Annotated in this window: 3 protein-coding genes; 1 reads left to right on the plus strand and 2 read right to left on the minus strand. The window is 27.8% G+C overall.

Annotation, left to right across the window (positions count from 1 at the left end):
* Positions 1-149 precede the first annotated feature (149 nt).
* A complete protein-coding gene (locus VBM86_RS00365) occupies positions 150-8,372 on the minus strand; it encodes a lipoprotein 17-related variable surface protein (RefSeq protein ID WP_323189476.1) in 8,223 nt (2,740 codons plus the stop codon).
* Positions 8,373-8,428: 56 nt separating this feature from the next.
* Between VBM86_RS00365 and VBM86_RS00370 the strand changes: the two genes are divergently transcribed.
* Positions 8,429-8,566, plus strand: coding sequence for a hypothetical protein (locus VBM86_RS00370; protein ID WP_323188476.1), 138 nt, complete (start codon positions 8,429-8,431; stop codon positions 8,564-8,566).
* A gap of 163 nt (positions 8,567-8,729) precedes the next feature.
* Here the strand turns inward: VBM86_RS00370 and VBM86_RS00375 are convergent, their stop codons facing one another.
* Entirely contained in the window at positions 8,730-18,572 is a 9,843-nt protein-coding gene (locus VBM86_RS00375) for a lipoprotein 17-related variable surface protein (RefSeq protein ID WP_323189477.1), read from the minus strand.
* Between the last annotated feature and the right edge of the window lie 42 nt (positions 18,573-18,614).

An 18,614-nucleotide genomic window follows, 5' to 3' on the forward strand; every position in this document is an offset into this window, starting at 1 on the left:
TTCTTTTGCTTCATATATCTATAGATATATGGATTAAAAAACGACCCTTAAAAAAGGTCAAACTTGGAAACTCGGGATACAAAAAAATCAGCACTATTTTTATCTAGTGCTGATTGATTTTGTTTCTTTATTAATCGTTAGTTAATTTATTATTTCTTTCTACCAAATACAAAGATTAACATACCAATTAATCAAGTTGCAGCTGAAGCAGCTACAAAGTATGGTCAGATTAAGATTGGTGATGTTTCTTTTAATGATTTTGTAATCGCTGTTGTAAGCACATTTAAGTTGTTAATCTTTGCAATATTAGAAATAATTTGTTTTAAGTTTTTAACATCATCAGCTTTAATTTGTGATTTATCTTTTGTAGCAATGTTAAAGTAATTATTATCATTTAAAGCTTTTGAGAACTGGTCAATGTTGCTTAATGATGAAGCTTCTGATGATGTGTTAAATTTAGGTTTAGATACATCTGTTGTGATGTAATCGACTAAACTAAGCAAGTTTTCAGATTTAGCAATAGCTTCTGCACCATTTGTATCTTCAAATGATTTAGCAGCAAAGTTTGCTAATACTTCTTCGATTTTTGCTCTTAATTTATTTGATTTAGCTGTCCCATATGTACTTTGTAAGTATTCATTAGTTAAGTTATCTAATTCACTTACTTTTGCATTATAGTTAGCTTTGTTTAAAGCTTTTGCATCTTCAATAGCTTTTGCTAATGATTCAGCATCTGTAGCGTTTTTAATAGCTTCAGAAGCTTTGAATTTTTCAGATGTTGAATATGGTTGATCTGATAAGTATGAAAGTTTATCAAGTTCTTTAAGAGTTTCTTCTTTAGCAGCATCTAAGCTTGCACTTCCATCAAGAGCAGCAGTTGCATTGTTTAATTTATTTGTTAAATCAACGATCTTATCTACTGGCTCATTAAAGTTAGTAATATCTTTAATTGCTTCTACATTAGCTTTAGCAGCATCAAAGTTAGTTTTTGGTTGTTCTGAAGCTTCTGTGTAAGCAATTGTTTTTTGCGCTTTAGAAGCTTTATCTAGAGCTTCTTTAGCATTATTCATTAAAGTAGCATTGTTTACAATGTTATTTACATCTACAATAGCTTCTTTAGCATTAATATCAGCTTTAGCAGCATCTTTTTGTGTTTCTGATAAGTAACTTAACTTATCAATAGCAGCAATAGCTTCTTCTTTAGCTTTTGCTAAGTTTGAATCTCCGTTTAATGCTTTGTGAGCATCTTTAAGAGTTTGCACTTTATCTTGTAAGTTTTCTACAGCGTTCTCAAAGTCTTCTTTGCTTTCTAATGAAGCTAGGTTATCTAATGCTGTAGTTAATGCATTTTGTTTGTCTACATCAGCTTCTTTGAATTGAACTTTTTCTTTAACTGGGACAATGTCTTTAATTGATCCTAGAGCAGCATCAACTGCTGTTGTATTTGAAACAATGTTATTTACATTGTTAATTGTGTTTTGTTCTTCAACTTTAGCTTTAGCAGCATCTTTTTGTGTTTCTGAGATGTTTTGTAATGCATCAATAGTTTTCTTAGCTTTTTCTTTATACTTGTCTAATTCATTTAAGAAACCACTTAAAGTAATAGTTTTGAAGTTTTCTGATTCAATATCAGTGAAGTTTTCTTTAGTTGAAGCAATTTTATATTTAAAGGTAATTGAACCATTAGTATCATCAGCACTTAACTCGATAATTTTTAAATTAGCTTGATTAATCACTTCATTATCTAAGTTCATATCAAAATATGTGCTTAAATTATTTAATACTTCATCTTTATTAGCTAATAATTCTGAAGGTAAAATTTTAGCTTGATTATCTAATTTATATTCAACATGGGCTTGAACTGTATCATCTGCTAATAAATTATTAACTCTTTGTTGTTCAGTTAAAAATCCGTTAATAGTGAATTCTTTATCATCAACATGAATGTCATTTAAACCATCTCTTGTTGAATAAATGCTATAAGTACCGCTTAAAGTACCATTTCTATCATTACGAGTTTTATTACTAATTGTAATATTTGTTGTTTTAGCATCGTTTTGACTTAAATTACTGATAGTAATTGCAGTATCTGAAGCTTGTTTTTGATTTTTATCACTAACACTATTATTAAAATCAAAAACTAAACCTTCTAATCTTTGTAATTCAGTTTTAAAACCGCTTAATTTATTAGTATTAGCACTTCTTGTTTCATTAACAACAATTTCTGCGCCTTCTAAACCTGGTTTAGTTGATTGCAAGGTATAAGTTACTTTGATATAACCTTCACGATCATCACGTTCAGTAATAGTTAATGAATTTTCTTTAACTTTAATGTGATTTTGTTCTAAAGTTTCATTGTTGTTTAATTTAACAATTACTTTTGAATCAATTACATCTTTTTTATTATAAATTGGTAAGTATTGATTGCGATTTGCAAAATCAAGCGCAATTTGTGATAAGAAATCTTCAATTCTTCTTTTCTCTTCTTCGATATTAGTTAAGAAACCAGCAAAATTAACAGAAGTTGATTCTTTAGAAATTACTTTTTGTTCATTGAATTTTTCTTTTCAATTGCTTACTAATTTTTTCAAATCAGTTTGATCAGTATTTACTTGTCTATTTGAAATTAATTTGTATTTAACTCCAATTTCACCTGTATTATCATTAGCATCTGTTAGAAGTAAATCAGAGCTATAATCGTTTGTATTGTCGGCATTTTCTTTAATTGAAGCACTAAAATCATCTTTAGATAAAGTTGAAGCTTTTTTATTTGGTTTATTAACAGTGTTATTTAATGAAATATTATATGGATTAGTATCAACTAATTTATTTAATCTTTGTAATTCTGTTTCAAATCCACTAATAATAATTTCTTTAGTATCAGAAACTACAGAACTAAAGTCTGGTTTAGTTGATTTAATTTGGAAACTTAAACGAATTTCACCAGTTAAATCATTGTAACCAACAATTTTTTGATTAATAAATTCATAATTATCTCTATTAAAGGTATCTCAAGTTCAATTAGTGGTTGCATCTGTTAAACTTGAAGCTTGTTTGTTTTCTTTATTTGGATAATCAATACGATAAACAACACCATTTTCAACTTTGTCACTAAAATCAAGAGAATTTAATCTTTCTTTTTCGATTTGCTCTAAAGTTTTAAAACCACTTAAAGTACCTGATTTGTTATATTCGTCGCTTGAAGTTACAGTATTCAAGTTTTGTGAATTAACCACACCTCTATTAGAAATAATTTGTCATGTATAACTAATTTCACCTGCGTTATCATTAGCTGATTTATCTACTACTTTTAAGTTATAGCTTGTATCTTGATTAGTTTCTAATTTATTTAAAATTAAGTCATTTAATAATAGTGATGCGGTTCATTTATTATATTGATCGCTTGCAATATTTTTAATTCCAGCTTCAATTGCTAATTTTTGCATAATTTCATCAAGACGCATTTGCTCAGTTTTAAAGCCATTAATTTGTGCGTATTTATTATCTGAAGTTACATTTTGGTAAATTTCATCGCTTTTTTCGGACACTAAATGGTATTGGATTCTAATAGAACCTTCAATTTCATTTCTTGCATCAATATTATCAATTACAACTCTGGCTTCTGGAGTAGCTTCTTTGATAGTTTTAATTACTTTTTCAATAACTGTACTTGAAGGTAAAGTTGTAGTTTTGTTTTCATAATCTAATACAACAGTTAAATTATTTAAGCGTTCTTTTTCTGTTTCCCGATCTATTCTATCTTGCTCTTCCTTAGTTCTAAAACCATCAATTACTGAGTTTTTATTATTACTTTCAGGTGCAACAAAATTATCAATTTTTCAATTTGAAACTAATTCATTTTGTGTTTTAGTTGAAATTAATTTGAGATTTAAAGTATTTTCTCCAGCTTGATTATTTGGAGTAATTGAATTAATTTCTATATTAGCTTTATTCGTAGTTTTTTTAGTTTCATCATAAGTATAATTATTTTTATTATTAGCTGGCTCAACTGAAGGTAATTGGTCCTTTTTAGTTCCATCAAAACTAATATCTTCTTTACTTAAAGTATTTAAAAGTTCATTTAATCTTTGACTTTCAGTTTTGAAATCACTAAGAATAATTTCTTTGGTATCAGATTCAATATTGCTTTGATTACTTTTTAGTTTATATGAAAGTTTAATTTCACCAGTGATGTCATTGTAACCAATAATTTTTTTATCAATTACACTAACGTTGGAATCTTTAGCACTTAAAGTAATTTCATCGACATTATAGTCAGAAGCTAATTTATTTTTAGTTACATTTATTTCTAAATCATCAATTCCTTTAGCATTTAAATTTTCTTTTTCTCTCTTATTTTCTTTTTCTCTTTCGCTATCAGTTTGAAAAGGACTTAAAGAATAAGTTCTTGACTGAGAAACAATGTTGTTATTAGGAATATCTGTTCGAGTAGATAAGAGATGATATTTGAAAGTAAGTGCGCCGTTTTGGTTATCTCTTGCAGTAATTTCATCAATTATTAATTTAACTTTATTATTTGATCCTGCTAAATAACCAGATAATTGTGCTAATTCAACTTCATCTACAGTAGTTTTGTTTTGTGGTTTATCACCATTAAATTCAAATTTTTTAGATCTATTTATTAATAAATCGTTTAATCTTTCCTCTTCAGTCATATAACCATTAATAGTTATAGTTTTAAGATCTGAAGTAAGAACTTTACCGTTTTTATTACTTTGCACCACAAAATTAGCTACTAATGTTCCGGTTCTATCATCTCAAGATTTAATTGATTTAACCACAATGGTTTCATTTGAATGATCAACATTATCATGACGATCAAAAGCAATATTAACTTCTGATAATTTATTTACAAATTCTGATGCTTGAATAAGAGAATCAGGAGTTCCTAAAAAATTACTTCCATTATAGCTATTAATAGTTTTTTGCTCTTTTTCTTCACTGGTCATAAATCCAGTTATTTTAGTAGTTAAACTTTTGCTTGAAACAACTTTTTGATTATCTAAATTGTCTTTGGTTGATTCTAGTTTATAAGTTACAATTACTCCTCTTGGATCATCTGGATCAGGTTCGATTTTATCGATAATTACTTTAGCATTATTATTTGGAGTAATAGAAGTTGTGAAATTATCTTTGTTTAAATCACTAACAGCAAAAGATTTTAAATCTGTGTCATTAAAATCGACAGTTTTAGTAACGGCTTCATCTTGAACTAATTGATCTAATCTTTCTTGTTCAGTTAAAGTGCTTAGAGCATTATCATCATTTAAAGTATAAGTTTTACTTGATTGAACACTTTCAAGATTTTCTTTAGTTGATTGATATTTGTAACTTAATTCTAATTTACCTGTTACTTCATTTCTATTAGTAATATTTAAATCAACTGGTTTAGCATCTTGTGGAATAGTATCATTATTAAATTCAATTTCTTCATTTGAAATTTCACTAGCTGTATCAGTGGTTTTTATATTATCTTTAACTTTAGCAGTTGCAGTACTTAATTGATTTAATCTTGCAACTTCAGCTTCATAACGTTCTTGTCCATTTAAAGCATTAATTGCTGCTTTAATTTTTTCGTTTAAAGCATCAATTGTTTCTTTATTCATTAAATCAGAATTGTTATCAGTATTTAAAGCAGTTACTAAATCTTCTGCTTTTTTAATCGCACCACTTTTTACATTGTTATTTTTAGTTGGGTTACCATCATAAGCAGCTCTTAAAGCATTAGTGGTATAAATATAATCATTGCTTGAAGTAACTTTTGCATGATTAAAAATATAGTCTTTTAAAGTCTTCATTGAAGAATCTAAAGCTTTATTGGTTGTATCTTGATTATTAACATCTTCAATAGTATTTTGACTATTAATTAATTCAATTGCTTTTTCTTTTTGTTTTTGTGTTAAATATGAATATTCCGAATTAATTTTTCTGATCGCTTCATCTTTAGCAGCTTTTAATCTCTCATCACCATTTAAAGCAGTAACTGCATCATTAAGTGCTGTAATTTTTCCATTTACTTGTTCTAAAGTTAAATTAGCCCCACTTGTTTTATTAATGTCATTTTCTTTAGCAGTAATTAAATTTTCTAAAGTATTTTGATTATCTGCTTGAGTATAATCAGTAGTTTTTCTAATTGATTCTATATTAGCTAGACTTTGACTATAACTTTTCATAGCATCGTCAAGTTTTTTATTTTCAGCATCTTGATTATTAACAGCATTTACAGTTGTTAATGCTTCAATTTTATTAATTGCATCTTCTTTTTGAGCATTATTTAAATATGTGTAAGCAGTATCTAATTTATTTTTTGCTTGTTTTTTAGCTTCTGCTAGATTTTCATCACCATTTAAATCTTCTTTTGCTTGTTTTAAAGCTGTAATTTTTTGATTGATTTGTTCGGTTGTTAAATTATCAGTTGAACTTGTTAAATCAGTGTTTCTTTGATCTAAAGCATTATCAAAAGCAGTTTTCTTATCACTATCTGCTTCAGTATAATCAGTGCTTTTCTTAATTGTTGCTACATTGGTTGCGTCACTATTAGCATCATCCTTGAATGTATTTTTATAATTATTCATTTTTTGATTTACTGTTTCTGCTTCAGTTAAAATTGCATTTAATTTTGTTAGATCATTAATATTTGGATCATTAATTTTATTTTTAAAATATTCTTTTTGTGCTGGATTTAAACTGTCTAAATTATCTATTTTAGCTTTTGTGATTGTTTTAAGTAGAGGAAAATCATATGGATTAATATTTTTATCCATATTTTCAGAACTAATTAAAGTTTTATATGCGTTTTTTTCTGTGTTTTCTAAAGAAGTTTGATCAATTAAATTATTAGCGTTTTCTTTCATTTTGCTAAAAATTTGTTGTTCAATTTGTTTAATTTTGGCACTTTTAGCTTGTTCATCCAAATTTGAATCTTTATAAACGTTTTTAATTTGTTCACGATAAGGTTCTTTTTGTTGTTCGTCAGTTCATAAACTAAATTTATTTATAATTTCTTCTACATTTGATTCTGCTTCAATTGAATTTTTGATCTCATCTCCAATAGTTTGTAACTCAGCATAATTATCTGCATCTTCACCTAAACTATTGATTCTTTCAGTATAGTGTTTTTTTTGCTCATCAGATAAAGAAGAATCTGAAAGTATTTTTTGTAATTCTGCAACTTTTTCTCTGTATTTTAATAAACCTTCTAATTTATCTTCAGCAACTATATAAGTGTTTAAACCTGTTGCTAATTCATCATTAGTAGTAGTTAAATTTAATATTTTTCGTTTCTTCCTGTCTCAACCTGTACTACTAATTGTTCCATTAATAGCTGTGTTCAATTCATTTAATTTTTTTTGTAATTCTTGCAATTGAGTTGTTAATTTTTCTTTTTCATTATCAAAATCAGTTTTTTCAGGTTCATCAGGTTCAAATTTATAATCAAAAGAAGCTTTTTTTGCTTGATAAGTAGCTAATTTGGTTCTAATTTCAGCAATTTTGTTATTTATTCCAATTAATCCATTATCCCCTAATAATTCCAAAGCTTCGCCATGGTTTCCACCCTTAGCTTTTTCATCAGCATTTAAGTTTTGACTATTTTTTAATCAATTCAATAATGTATTACTTAAATCCTGTGGAATATTTCTATTTAAATTATTTGAATCATTTGGATCTACAGTTGCATTTTTTAAAATAGTTACAAAATTATCACAATATGCTCGTGGAGCATTATAAACTTCTTTTTTTAATTCTGCTTGAAGTTCGTCTAAAATAAACTTTTCAAATTCTTGAAAAGTATTAAATCTTCCGCGATATTCACTAAGTGTTTTAAAAGTTGTTAAATCTTTTATTTTTTGATCAAATACTTCAATTGCATTTTCAGCTGCATGATCTTCATCAGTAATGGCTTCGTTAGGCATAAATCTTCATTCAAGTGAACCTTTTTTGTTTTCATTGTAATTATCGAAATATAAATAAGGCCTACATCAAAATCAATTTTTAATTTCTTTAATTCACTCATTTTTAGAGTTCTCATCATTAATTTGGTTAAAACTTGGTAATTGAATAAAAAAATCATAAACTGATTGCAATTGATTTTCATCAATTGCAAAATCTATTATTTTTTTCTTATCCGCTCTTGAACTTTTGTATCCATTTGGAACATGCAAATTACTTATAGTGGCAGTAGAATCAGCAAGCTTTTTTTGTGATTCGATAAAAGTTTTCAAGTCTTCAGCTGTCGTTCTTTGAAACTCATTTCAATTTTCTTGATTGGCAGCAGTAATAGCTGAAACTAAAAATAATGATGATGCTATTATCCCACCAAAAGAAAGAAAAATTTTTCTACTTTTCTTCATTTTAATAACACACCTTTCCTATATATATATATATATTATATACCTATGGAAAAATTATGAAAAAATTAAAACTTTTTTGAAAAATTGTATCAATTCCAGGTATGGCATTAATTCCTGTGGCATTTGTTGCTTCTTGTGAAAATTCTAAACAAAAAGAAATAAACAGGGACACCAAAAGTGGACAGAAGGGTTAATTAGACATAATAACACCTCAATGTTTTTTGGAGTGATTTCACATTTATGAAATTTTTAAGTGATTTTTGTGAAATTTTTTGGTTTTTAAAAAATACAAAAATCAGCACTATTTTTATCTAGTACTGATTGATTTTGATTGTTTATTAATTGTTAATTAACTTATTATTTTTTCTTTCTACCAAATACAAAGATTAACATACCAATTAATCAAGTTACAGCTGAAACAGCTACAAAGTATGGTCAGATTAAGATTGGCGATGCTTGTTTTAATTTTTTATCAATAGTTGTTTGTTTAACTACATCTTTATTGTTATAAGAGTTAAGATTATTTAAAATTTCGTCTGAATCGGCAATCGCTTTATTAATTGCATCTTGTTTATCTTTAGATAATTTTTCAAATTTCTTAGATTTGGTTAAATCCACTAAATCATTTTTAGCTTTAGCTAATTCTTCAGCATCAACATATAATTGAGCAATTTGATTATGTTTATTATCAAATTCTGTGCTTGTAGCATTATTATCTAAAATGTTATTGATTAATGTTGATTTGGTTGTGTCATTAAGCACGTCGCTCGCTTTAACTTGTTGAATTAATTTGTCTTTAGCTTTAACGTTATTTAAGTTATTTATAAAGCTTGAATCATTAGCTAAATTCAATGTTTCGCTAATTAATTTATCTCTGGTTTCATCAGAAATTTTGTTATCTTTAACTTCTTGATGTAATTGATCAATTAAGTCTAATCTAGCTTTTTCATTGGCTAATTTATTAGCAAATTCTTCGCTTGTTTCATCTAGTTCTCTAATGTTTTGAGAAATTGAATCTTTTTGTTCTTGTGTCAAGTTCGGATTTTGTCTAATTTGATCAATTGCTTCTTGTTTTTTGTTAATGTTTTTAGCTATTTCATTGTAGTTTTGTTCAGTTGGATTGTTATCTAAAACATCTTCAACTAATTTAGCTTTATCATTGTCACTTAAAGTTTGATCATTATTAATTTTGCTCAATTTATTTAATTGATCTTTGATGTTGTCAAAGCTTACTAAAGCATTTTCGCTATTAGCATTAATTGGGTCTAATTCAGCAATTAATGCATCTTTTTGAGCTTGTGGTAAGTCTGATTGGTTAATTTGTTCGTAAAGTTCGGCTTTTTTGTCAACATTACTAATTTGATAATCAAGACTTGATTTGATTTGATTGTTATCTAAGTTGATAATTTCATTAACTAGATTTGCTTTATTTTCTTTAGTTAACTCATCATTTGCTTTAATTTGTTCAATTGCTTTAACTTTAGCTGAAATATTATCTGCTTCAGTAGCAAAATTATCTGAATCTTTTGCTAAGTTATGAACTTGATCAATTAAAGCTTCTTTAGTATTTTCATCTAAATTAGGATTTTGTTTAATTTGATCAATTAAATTCAATTTAGATTCAATGTTATTTAATTTATCAGTTAATTTACTGTCATCATGAGGCACATTAATTACTTCATTTACTAATTTGTTTTTATCTTCATCGCTAATGTGTTCATTAGTTTGAATTTTTTCAATTAGTTTAGCTTTTTGATCAATGTTAGCAATTTGATCGACCAAATCAGATTGTTTATTGTCTAAGTTAGCAACTTCATCAATTAATTGTGATTTTTGATCATCAGTTAAATTAGGGTTGCTTCTGATTTCTTTAATTTTATTTTCTTTAAGTTCTTCATTAGCTAATTGATCAGCAAATGTTTTATCCCTAGGGTCTAATTGACTGATATTATCACTTAATTTTGCTTTATCTTCAGTGTTTAATTGAGTGTCATCAGTAGCGTTAATTCTTTCATAAGCTTTTTCTTTAGCTTTAATGTTGTCTAATGTATCGGCATATGAATTTTTGTTAGCTTCTTTGTTTAATTTATCATGAACATTAGCTTTTTGAATATCGTCGATTAAATCTGCTTTTTGTTCAGGTGTTAAATTAGTGTTGTTTTTAACATCGTTAATTAAGTTTGTTTTATTAACGATTTTATCTAAATTGTCTTTGAAGTTTTGAACTTCATCAGCATTATCTGAATTAGAAGGAATAGCTAAGTCTTTAACTTGATCTATTAAAGCTTGTTTTTCAGCAGGAGTTAAGTTGTTATTTCCATTAACTTTTTCAATTGCTTTTTGTTTAGCATATTCAAAGTTCTTATCACCGTCAAGAGCATTTTTTGCATCAATTAATGTTTTTTCTAATTCTAATACTTTAGCAACGTCTTCATTTGACCCTTGTTTACTGATTAATTCATCAACTTTGGTTTTAGCTTCATCATAGTTGGCTTTTGGTTCTTGAGAAGCTGCGACATATTTAGGATTATCTGGTTGAGTTAATTCTTCATTAATTGCTTTAGCAGTTTCTTTTAATTGACCCATAGCATTGTTCAATGTTTGCGCTTTATCAACCACTTTATCAACATTAGCTAACAATTTAGCTTTATCAACTTCTTCAATTAAAGCTGTTTTTTGAGCGTCATTAAGATGTTCAAGACTATTAATTAAGTTTTTTGATTCAACTTTTTTGTTATTGATTTTTTCATCGCCATCAAGGTTTTGAGCGGCAACATTTAGTTTTTCAATTAATGAATCTATGTTGTCAATACTTAATTCAGCGCTTCCATTTTCTTTATCAGCTAAATTGCTTGCATTATTAAATGCTTTATCAAATTCACGCATTTTTCCTTCAGTTGCGTTTTTATAATCAACACTATTAGGTGTGTCTTGATTGTCGGCAACTGCTTGTTTAAGCTCAGCCATTTTTCCATCTAATGCTGCTGCTTCTTCAGTTACAGCTCTAACATCTTCAGGAGTTGTAGCCTTATCAACTTTAGCAATTAAAGCTAATTTTTGAGCATCATTAATATTTTCTAAAGCATTAATTTTAGCAATTTCTTCAGCTCTAACTGTTTTAATGTGTTCTTTACCATTTAAGTTATTAATTGCTTTATGAACCTCATTGATTTTTTCTGCAATCTTGTCATTGCTTAAGATGTCTTTTGTATCATTACTTGGTTCGTTTAAAGCTGTTTTATAGTCTTTTAAGGCTTGAATAGCATCGTCATATGCTTTTCTTAAATCTTCTTCTGAACCTGTGTAATTAATATCGTTTTTAATCTTAGTTTCGTTATTTAAGTATTGATCAAGTGTAGCCATTGTGCCATTAACTAATGCATTATTTGCATCAACACTATTTACATCGGCAATTCTATCTTTTTCATTGATCTTAGCAATTGCTTCTGCTTTTTGTTGATCAGTTAAATTGTTATAAATTGGGTTTTCACCTTTAATTTTAGCAATAGCATTTTCTTTAGCTTGAGCAACTTTTTCATCACCATTTAAGCCATTGATTGCATTATTTAGTTCAGTGATTTTAGCATCAATTTGCTCAACACTTAAGTTAGTTCCATTATCACCTAAATCTTCAGCTCTAATTGCTACTTGATTATTGTATTTAACTTGGCGATCTTCGTCAGCTTCAACATAATCAACACTTGTTTTATCAACTTCGGCAATATCTTTGTAAGCTTTCATTTTGTCATTAATTGCTTTAGCTTTTTCAACAATATTATTAGCTTCACTTGCCTGGTTATTTTTTACTTTTTCAGTTAAGGATGATTTTTGAGCTGGATTTAAGTTAGTTAATTTATTAATTGTTTCAATAGCTTTTGCTTTAGCTGTTTCATCAGTTTTGGCTTGATCTAAAAGATTTTTAACATTAATAGCAAAATCTTCATTTGTCTTATCTAATGTGGCAGCATCAATTTTAGCAATATATGTATCTTTTTCAGCTTTAGTTAAATTATCTAGTTTAGCTAATTCATCTTCGGCATTGGTTTGTGCATATTTAAGAGCCTTGTCATAAATGGCTTGTGTTTCTTCTTGTGTTGGAACTTTTGGTAATTTTTCTATTTCAGCTTTCAATAAGCCTTTTTGGTTTTCGTTTAGACTTGGGAAATGATTCTTAATGTCATTTCTTAATACTTCTCTATTTCCATCAAGTGCTTCATCAGCAGTTTTTAAGGCTTCTTTACTTTGGTTTGCTTCGCCAGCTAAACCATTTAATGAATCAGCTGTTGCAGTACTTAAATCTTTAGCTTTTAATTCTGTTAATTTAGCTTTAGCATTTTCCAAGACTTGATCAACAGCTTCTTTTCTATCTTGGGTATCATTGGTATAAATGCTTGTTGCAACTTTAGCTTCTGTAGAAGTAATTTGCTTTTCTAAGTCACCAAGAGCTAAGTCTAATTTTTGAGCTTTTTCTAAGATTTTTTGTGCAGCTTCTTCATCAGTAGCATTATTTAATAAGTCTTTAATGTTATCTTTTTGATCTTCTGATAAATTATCAAGTTTATCAACTGCTTTAGCTTTTTTGTTTTTGTTTTCTTCGCCATCAAGTGCGTTGTAAGCTTTTTCTAATTCTTTTAATGCTTGATCAATTGTTGCTTTATCTGTGTTTTGGCTTAATAATTCTTTAATTTTTGCTAATTCAGCATCGTAATTAGCTTTAACATCATGAGAAGCAAATTGATAGTTATCTAAAGTTTTGTCTGCTGAATAAGCATCATCATTTAATTCTAAATTAGCATTTTCTGTTAATGATTTTAGTTCGTTTAAAATGTTTACTTTAGCATTTGTCATTGCTTGATCTAAATTATTAGCTTTTTCTTTAATGGCTTCAATTTGATCAACATTTGAATTGGTAATTCCTGCAACTAATGCATCTTTTTGAGCTTGATTTAAATCATTTAATTGTTTAATATGTTTAATTGCTTGTTCTTTAGCATTATTGTCTGCCTGAGCAGCTTGAATAATAGTTAATAAATTAGCATCTGGTGAAGCAATTGTTGCTTTTTGAGCATTATCCAGTTGTTGTTTGTATTTAGTTTGTTCATCATTGCTTAAGTTTGCTAAAGCAGCTACAATTTCATTAGCTTTTGCTTTAGCTCCGGCAAAAGCAGAGCTGAGTATTTCATCAACTTTGCTTTGGTCTGGATTATTTTGATCCAAAGTTTCAATTTGTGTTAAGAATCTTTGTTTATCAATTAATAAACTATTGTCATAGTTATTAATTTCATCTCTTAAAATTTGTCTTTTGCCATCTAATTTTTCAATTTCATCATTTAATTTTTTTGTTTCATTAACAACGTTTGTGTTAATTTGCGTTAATTTATCTAAACTATCTATGTTGGCAAAATTGTCTTGTTTAAAGTTATTTAAGGTTTTTTCTGCTGCGCTAATTGCCTTATCAAACGCAGTTTGTTTAGCTTTTGTATCATTCGTATAAATATCTTTAGCTTGTTTAGCTTTAGCTTCTGCTATTTTGTCAATTAAAGCTTGTAGATTGGCATTTAATTTTTCTGCTTCTTGGTAAATTTTATCAGCTTGCTTAGCTGAAGAAGCGTTGTTAATTAATTCTTTAATTTTAGCTTTTTGATTAGCACTTAAATTACCTAATTGATCTATTTTATTGTTTAATTCACTAACTTTGTTATTACCATTTAAAGCATTGTAAGTGGCTTGAAGATCACTCAATGTTTTTTCAACTTTTTGAAGATCTCCGTTTGTGCCTGTTTTTTTATTTAATAATGCTTGCGCAACTGACAAAGCAGTATCATAAGCTTGTTTTAAGTCATCGCTTGCTAATTTATATATAACATTAGTTTTTTCATCACTATTTTGATTGTCATTTAATGAACCATTATTAGTTAAAACTTTTAATTGATCAACAACAGTTGTGCTCAAAGCGCCCATTTTGTCATTTAAAACACTAGCATTATTAAACATTTGCTCGGAAGTTTGTTTGTCAGTAGCATTTCTAATTTGATCAGCTATTCTGTAAGCTTGATTGTCATTTAAATTAAGATACGTTGTAGCAACCTTATTAGCAATTTCATTTTTTTCAACTTTAATTGTTAATTGATTTAATTTTTGAACTGTTTGCTCTTGTGCGTTTGCTTCATTTGAGAATGATTCTTGTTCTTGCTTGGTCAATAATTGACTATTGTTGATTTTTGCTAAAACTTCACGTCTTTTCTTTTCTAAAGTAGTTAAAAAGCCGTTTAAAACAATTGAATTTGTATCGCTTGAAACTTGGTCATTTAAGTTGGCAATACTTGATTGAAGTGCATAATCAACTGTAATTGTGCCGTTTTCGTCATTTTTAGTAATATTGTTTATTTTTACTAATGCATTTTGATTGTTTAAAGCACCAAAAACAATTTCATTATCTTGAATTTCAGAAGGTAACCTGTTTGCTTGATTGCTAATTGAATTGTTTGAAACTGTTAATGTGTTCTTTTTAATATTAGCAACCAATTCATTTAATCTTTCAACTTCTGTTTTAAAGTTGTTTACTGTTGCTTGTCTTTGTTCAGTTTCAATATCATTAATTCTTTTTGACTTAATTACATAATCAAAAGTTAATGTTCCAGTCTTATCATCAACAACAAATGAATTGTCTTTAAGAACAATTTCATCGGTTTTATCATTAATTCCATTTACATCAATATATTGAGCAAAGTTTTCTTTAGTAATTTCACGAGCCAATACCGATTTAGCTGTTTTAAGGGCAAATGTAGCATTTAAATCATCGATTCTTTGTTTTTCTTGAACTCTATCAGCAGCAAAACCAGTAATTCAATTAGATGTTGTTTCATCACTTTGAATAGTTGTGTTATATAAGTTTTTAGTTGATTTTACAACAAAATTTAATTTTGCTCTACCGCTATCATCTAATTGCTCTTTTTTAGCTATTGCTTTAATTTCCACAATTGCGTCTGTTAAAGTATCAATTGGATAGAATTTGACTAATTGAGCATCTCTAACCAAGGTATTTGATTTTGTTTGATTATTAGCTTGATCATAACCAAATTTATTTTCATCAGAAGCTAATGCTTTAGTCATTCCATTAATTCTATTTTGTTCTTTAGCTAAGTTTAATGTTTTAGTGAAATCACTATCATTTTTATAAACTACATTTAATTTATTTGTATCTAAATTTGTATCAATTAATTTGTCGATTTCGCCTTTAAAAGTTTGTTTTTGAGCATCTGATAAGTTTTGTAAGGATTTAATTTGCGCTTTAACAGCACTAGCAGATTCTTTATAAACTGCATTAGAAATTTGCAATAAGTAACCATTAATTTCGTTTTGATCAGGTTTAGTTAAAACAAATTCTTGGTTGGCATTTGTTGCAAAATTATGACGATTGCCATATTCTGTCTCAGCAACATTTATTTTGCTAATTTTTCCAAATCAATTTGTTAAAGCGCTTGATTCGTTAGCAATGTCGTAGTATTTCTTAGCATCGATATAAACATACTTTTTAAATTCTTCAGCTAATTTACCACCATTGCCAAAAATGTTGTCTAATGAAGTAACTAAGTTGTTAAAACCTGTTAAGTAATTTTGTTTTAAGTTGGCACTTAATAAATTAGTTTCTGAAGCAAAAACATTATTTGCTTTATTATTTTCATTGTCTGATCCAATTAATTGATTCATTAATTTTGTTCAAGCTGGTTCATTAACATTACTAAATTGTTCTCTAGTGTTTTGGCCATCTCAAACATAAGAAGTGTTAGCTTGATTTTTGTCAATTAATGTACTGCCACCTGTAAATAAATCACTTGTTTTGATTGTGTCTAATTCTTGATTAAATGTTTTGGTTTTAGTGTAAATGTCATTAGCTAAACTAACAGCTTTTTCTAGTTTTTGAATATCGCCTAAATAGTCATATTTTCAGTTTGCTTTTCAAGCGTTTGCTAGTGTTGTGCTTGATTGACCTTGATCATTTTTAACTTGAATATTTACAAAATCATTTAAAGCTTTATTTTTAATTTTTTCAATAAAGGTTTTAATTTGTTGTTTGTTGTATTCAGAATCGGCGATTACTGCGTAATTGTTAATTTTATCTTCTAATGCTTTTAAGTTTTTTAAACCATTTGGAGTGCCAAAGTTCGCTCCTTTTCAAATCGCTAGGGCTGATTGAAGATTGTTATAGCTAACAGTTGTTGGAGCATTTGATCTATCAAATAATTTTTCGCTTTGATTAAATTCATTACTCTTGTAAGCAGCATATTGTCAATAAGAAAATTTGCGAGAATCAATATTATTTTTGTAAGCAGGAGTTGAAAATAAATAATCCAACTTTTTAGTTCCATCATAGTCATCAACTGTTACTTTTTCATCGCTTGAAGCATAATTAACTGTTTCAAAGAACTTTTCTTCAATTTGTTTTTGCAAGTCATCATATGCCTTAACATAAGCAATTCATTCATTAAGATTTCTCTTGCCTGTTCCACCTGGTAAGTTGTAATCTTGATCTATTTGCTTTTCTAAATCTGCCATTAATTGTGCTTTTTGAAGATTCGTTAGTCATTTAGATTCTTTGATTGTTGCAATAACAGTACCATAATCAGTTAATGATCAAACAATGTTTGAATTTATGTTGGCTTCGCTTGAAAAGTTATTACGGTCGCTTAATGTGAATCTACCATTATTATTAGCAAATTTTCAATATTTTTTGCTTTTTTCATCTTGTTTAATAACTAATTCAATGTTAGATGCTTGTCAAGTAGAAGGTGTGGTTGATGCAGAATCAACGTTATCAATATCAATAGATTCTTGAATAACTGCTTTATTAGTAAAAGGTTTACTAAAATCAGAATAGTTGCTAATATTGTTTCTATTAATTTTTACAACTGAATTACTGTCATTTAAATTTTTAGAACTATTTAGTTGTGTATTAACTAAATAAAATTCTGCTTGTGGGGCGTTTAAATCTAAAGTATTAAATGATTTTTTAACTCTATCATCATATTCTTCTTTAATAATCAAATTGGTGTTTCTTCAAAAACTAGGTTTTTGCATAGAAAATTTTTGCAATAAGCTTTGATTATCATAACGATAGGCTTGAGTTGTTCCAAAAAACGATCTTGTTGTAGAGTTGAAATCGTTTGTAGTTGTACCATCCGAATTTATGTTAAATCTAACATCAAATTCTAATACCACTTCTTGTGGTCTAGCTTGTGTACCGCGACCTGAAGCAAAGTAAAAATAACCACCAAGACTATTACGAATTGTGATTCAACCATCTGATTTAGCAAAACTTGCAGCATCATTATATAAACCATTGTCAGGTTTATATAGTGCATATTTGTTTAAAAACGCTGCTCCATTAAAGCTAAAAATATCATGAACAATATCAGTTGTTCCCCAATCACTATTATCAGATCAACTTGTGTTTTTTGCTCCTGTTAAAGGATTTTCTGTGTAAAAAGCATTGTATCTACTTGAAAATTGTTTTGAAACGCTTTCTTCGCTTGTGCCGTCTGTAGTGGTAGTGTTTGAAATAACTGTAGGAGAAACGGTGGTACGACTAGTATAACTAAATGAGAAAGGGTCAATTGTTACGGTTTCGTGTCTTTCTAATTTAGGGCTTGTTTTATATTTTGATTTTCTCGCGTCATAAATTTTTACATCAATGTTGCTTGCCAAAACAATATCTTTAGAAAATCAAAAACCACCAGAAAAATAATTCTCGGGAATAAGCATTGAATCTTGGTCTTGATAAGCTCTCATCGACAAGTATCTAAGTCTAATTTTCTTAACGAAATTAGGATTTAAAGCGTTTGCGGAATCATCACTTGGATTTCAAATTGTTTTTTGTCCAGCGCTATTTTGTAATTCAACCCATCGACCATTTTCATAAATTTCCATAATTGTTTCAGGTTTTAAAGGGTCATCATTCTTTGGAAATCATGTTCGATCCACTTTTCCTCAAACTTCTTTGTTCCATGAACCTGTTTCATATTTTTCTACCGCTGTATTAGCGTTTCTTGTGGTTGTTGAAAAAATATTTATTTGGTCATAGTCACCTGTTTCGGCTTCTTTGTTATCAACTCTTATCAATGCTGATGGTAAAAATAGCAACAAAGGACTTGTTGTTACTCCAATTGTTAAAAATTTCTTTATTAATTTTTTATTTGCCATATTCTTCTCTCTTCTTAAATTAAAAATTTATAATTAAATTTA

The organism is Mycoplasma sp. 21DD0573 (assembly GCF_034863425.1).
Taxonomy (GTDB): Bacteria; Bacillota_I; Bacilli_A; order Mycoplasmatales; family Metamycoplasmataceae; genus Mycoplasmopsis.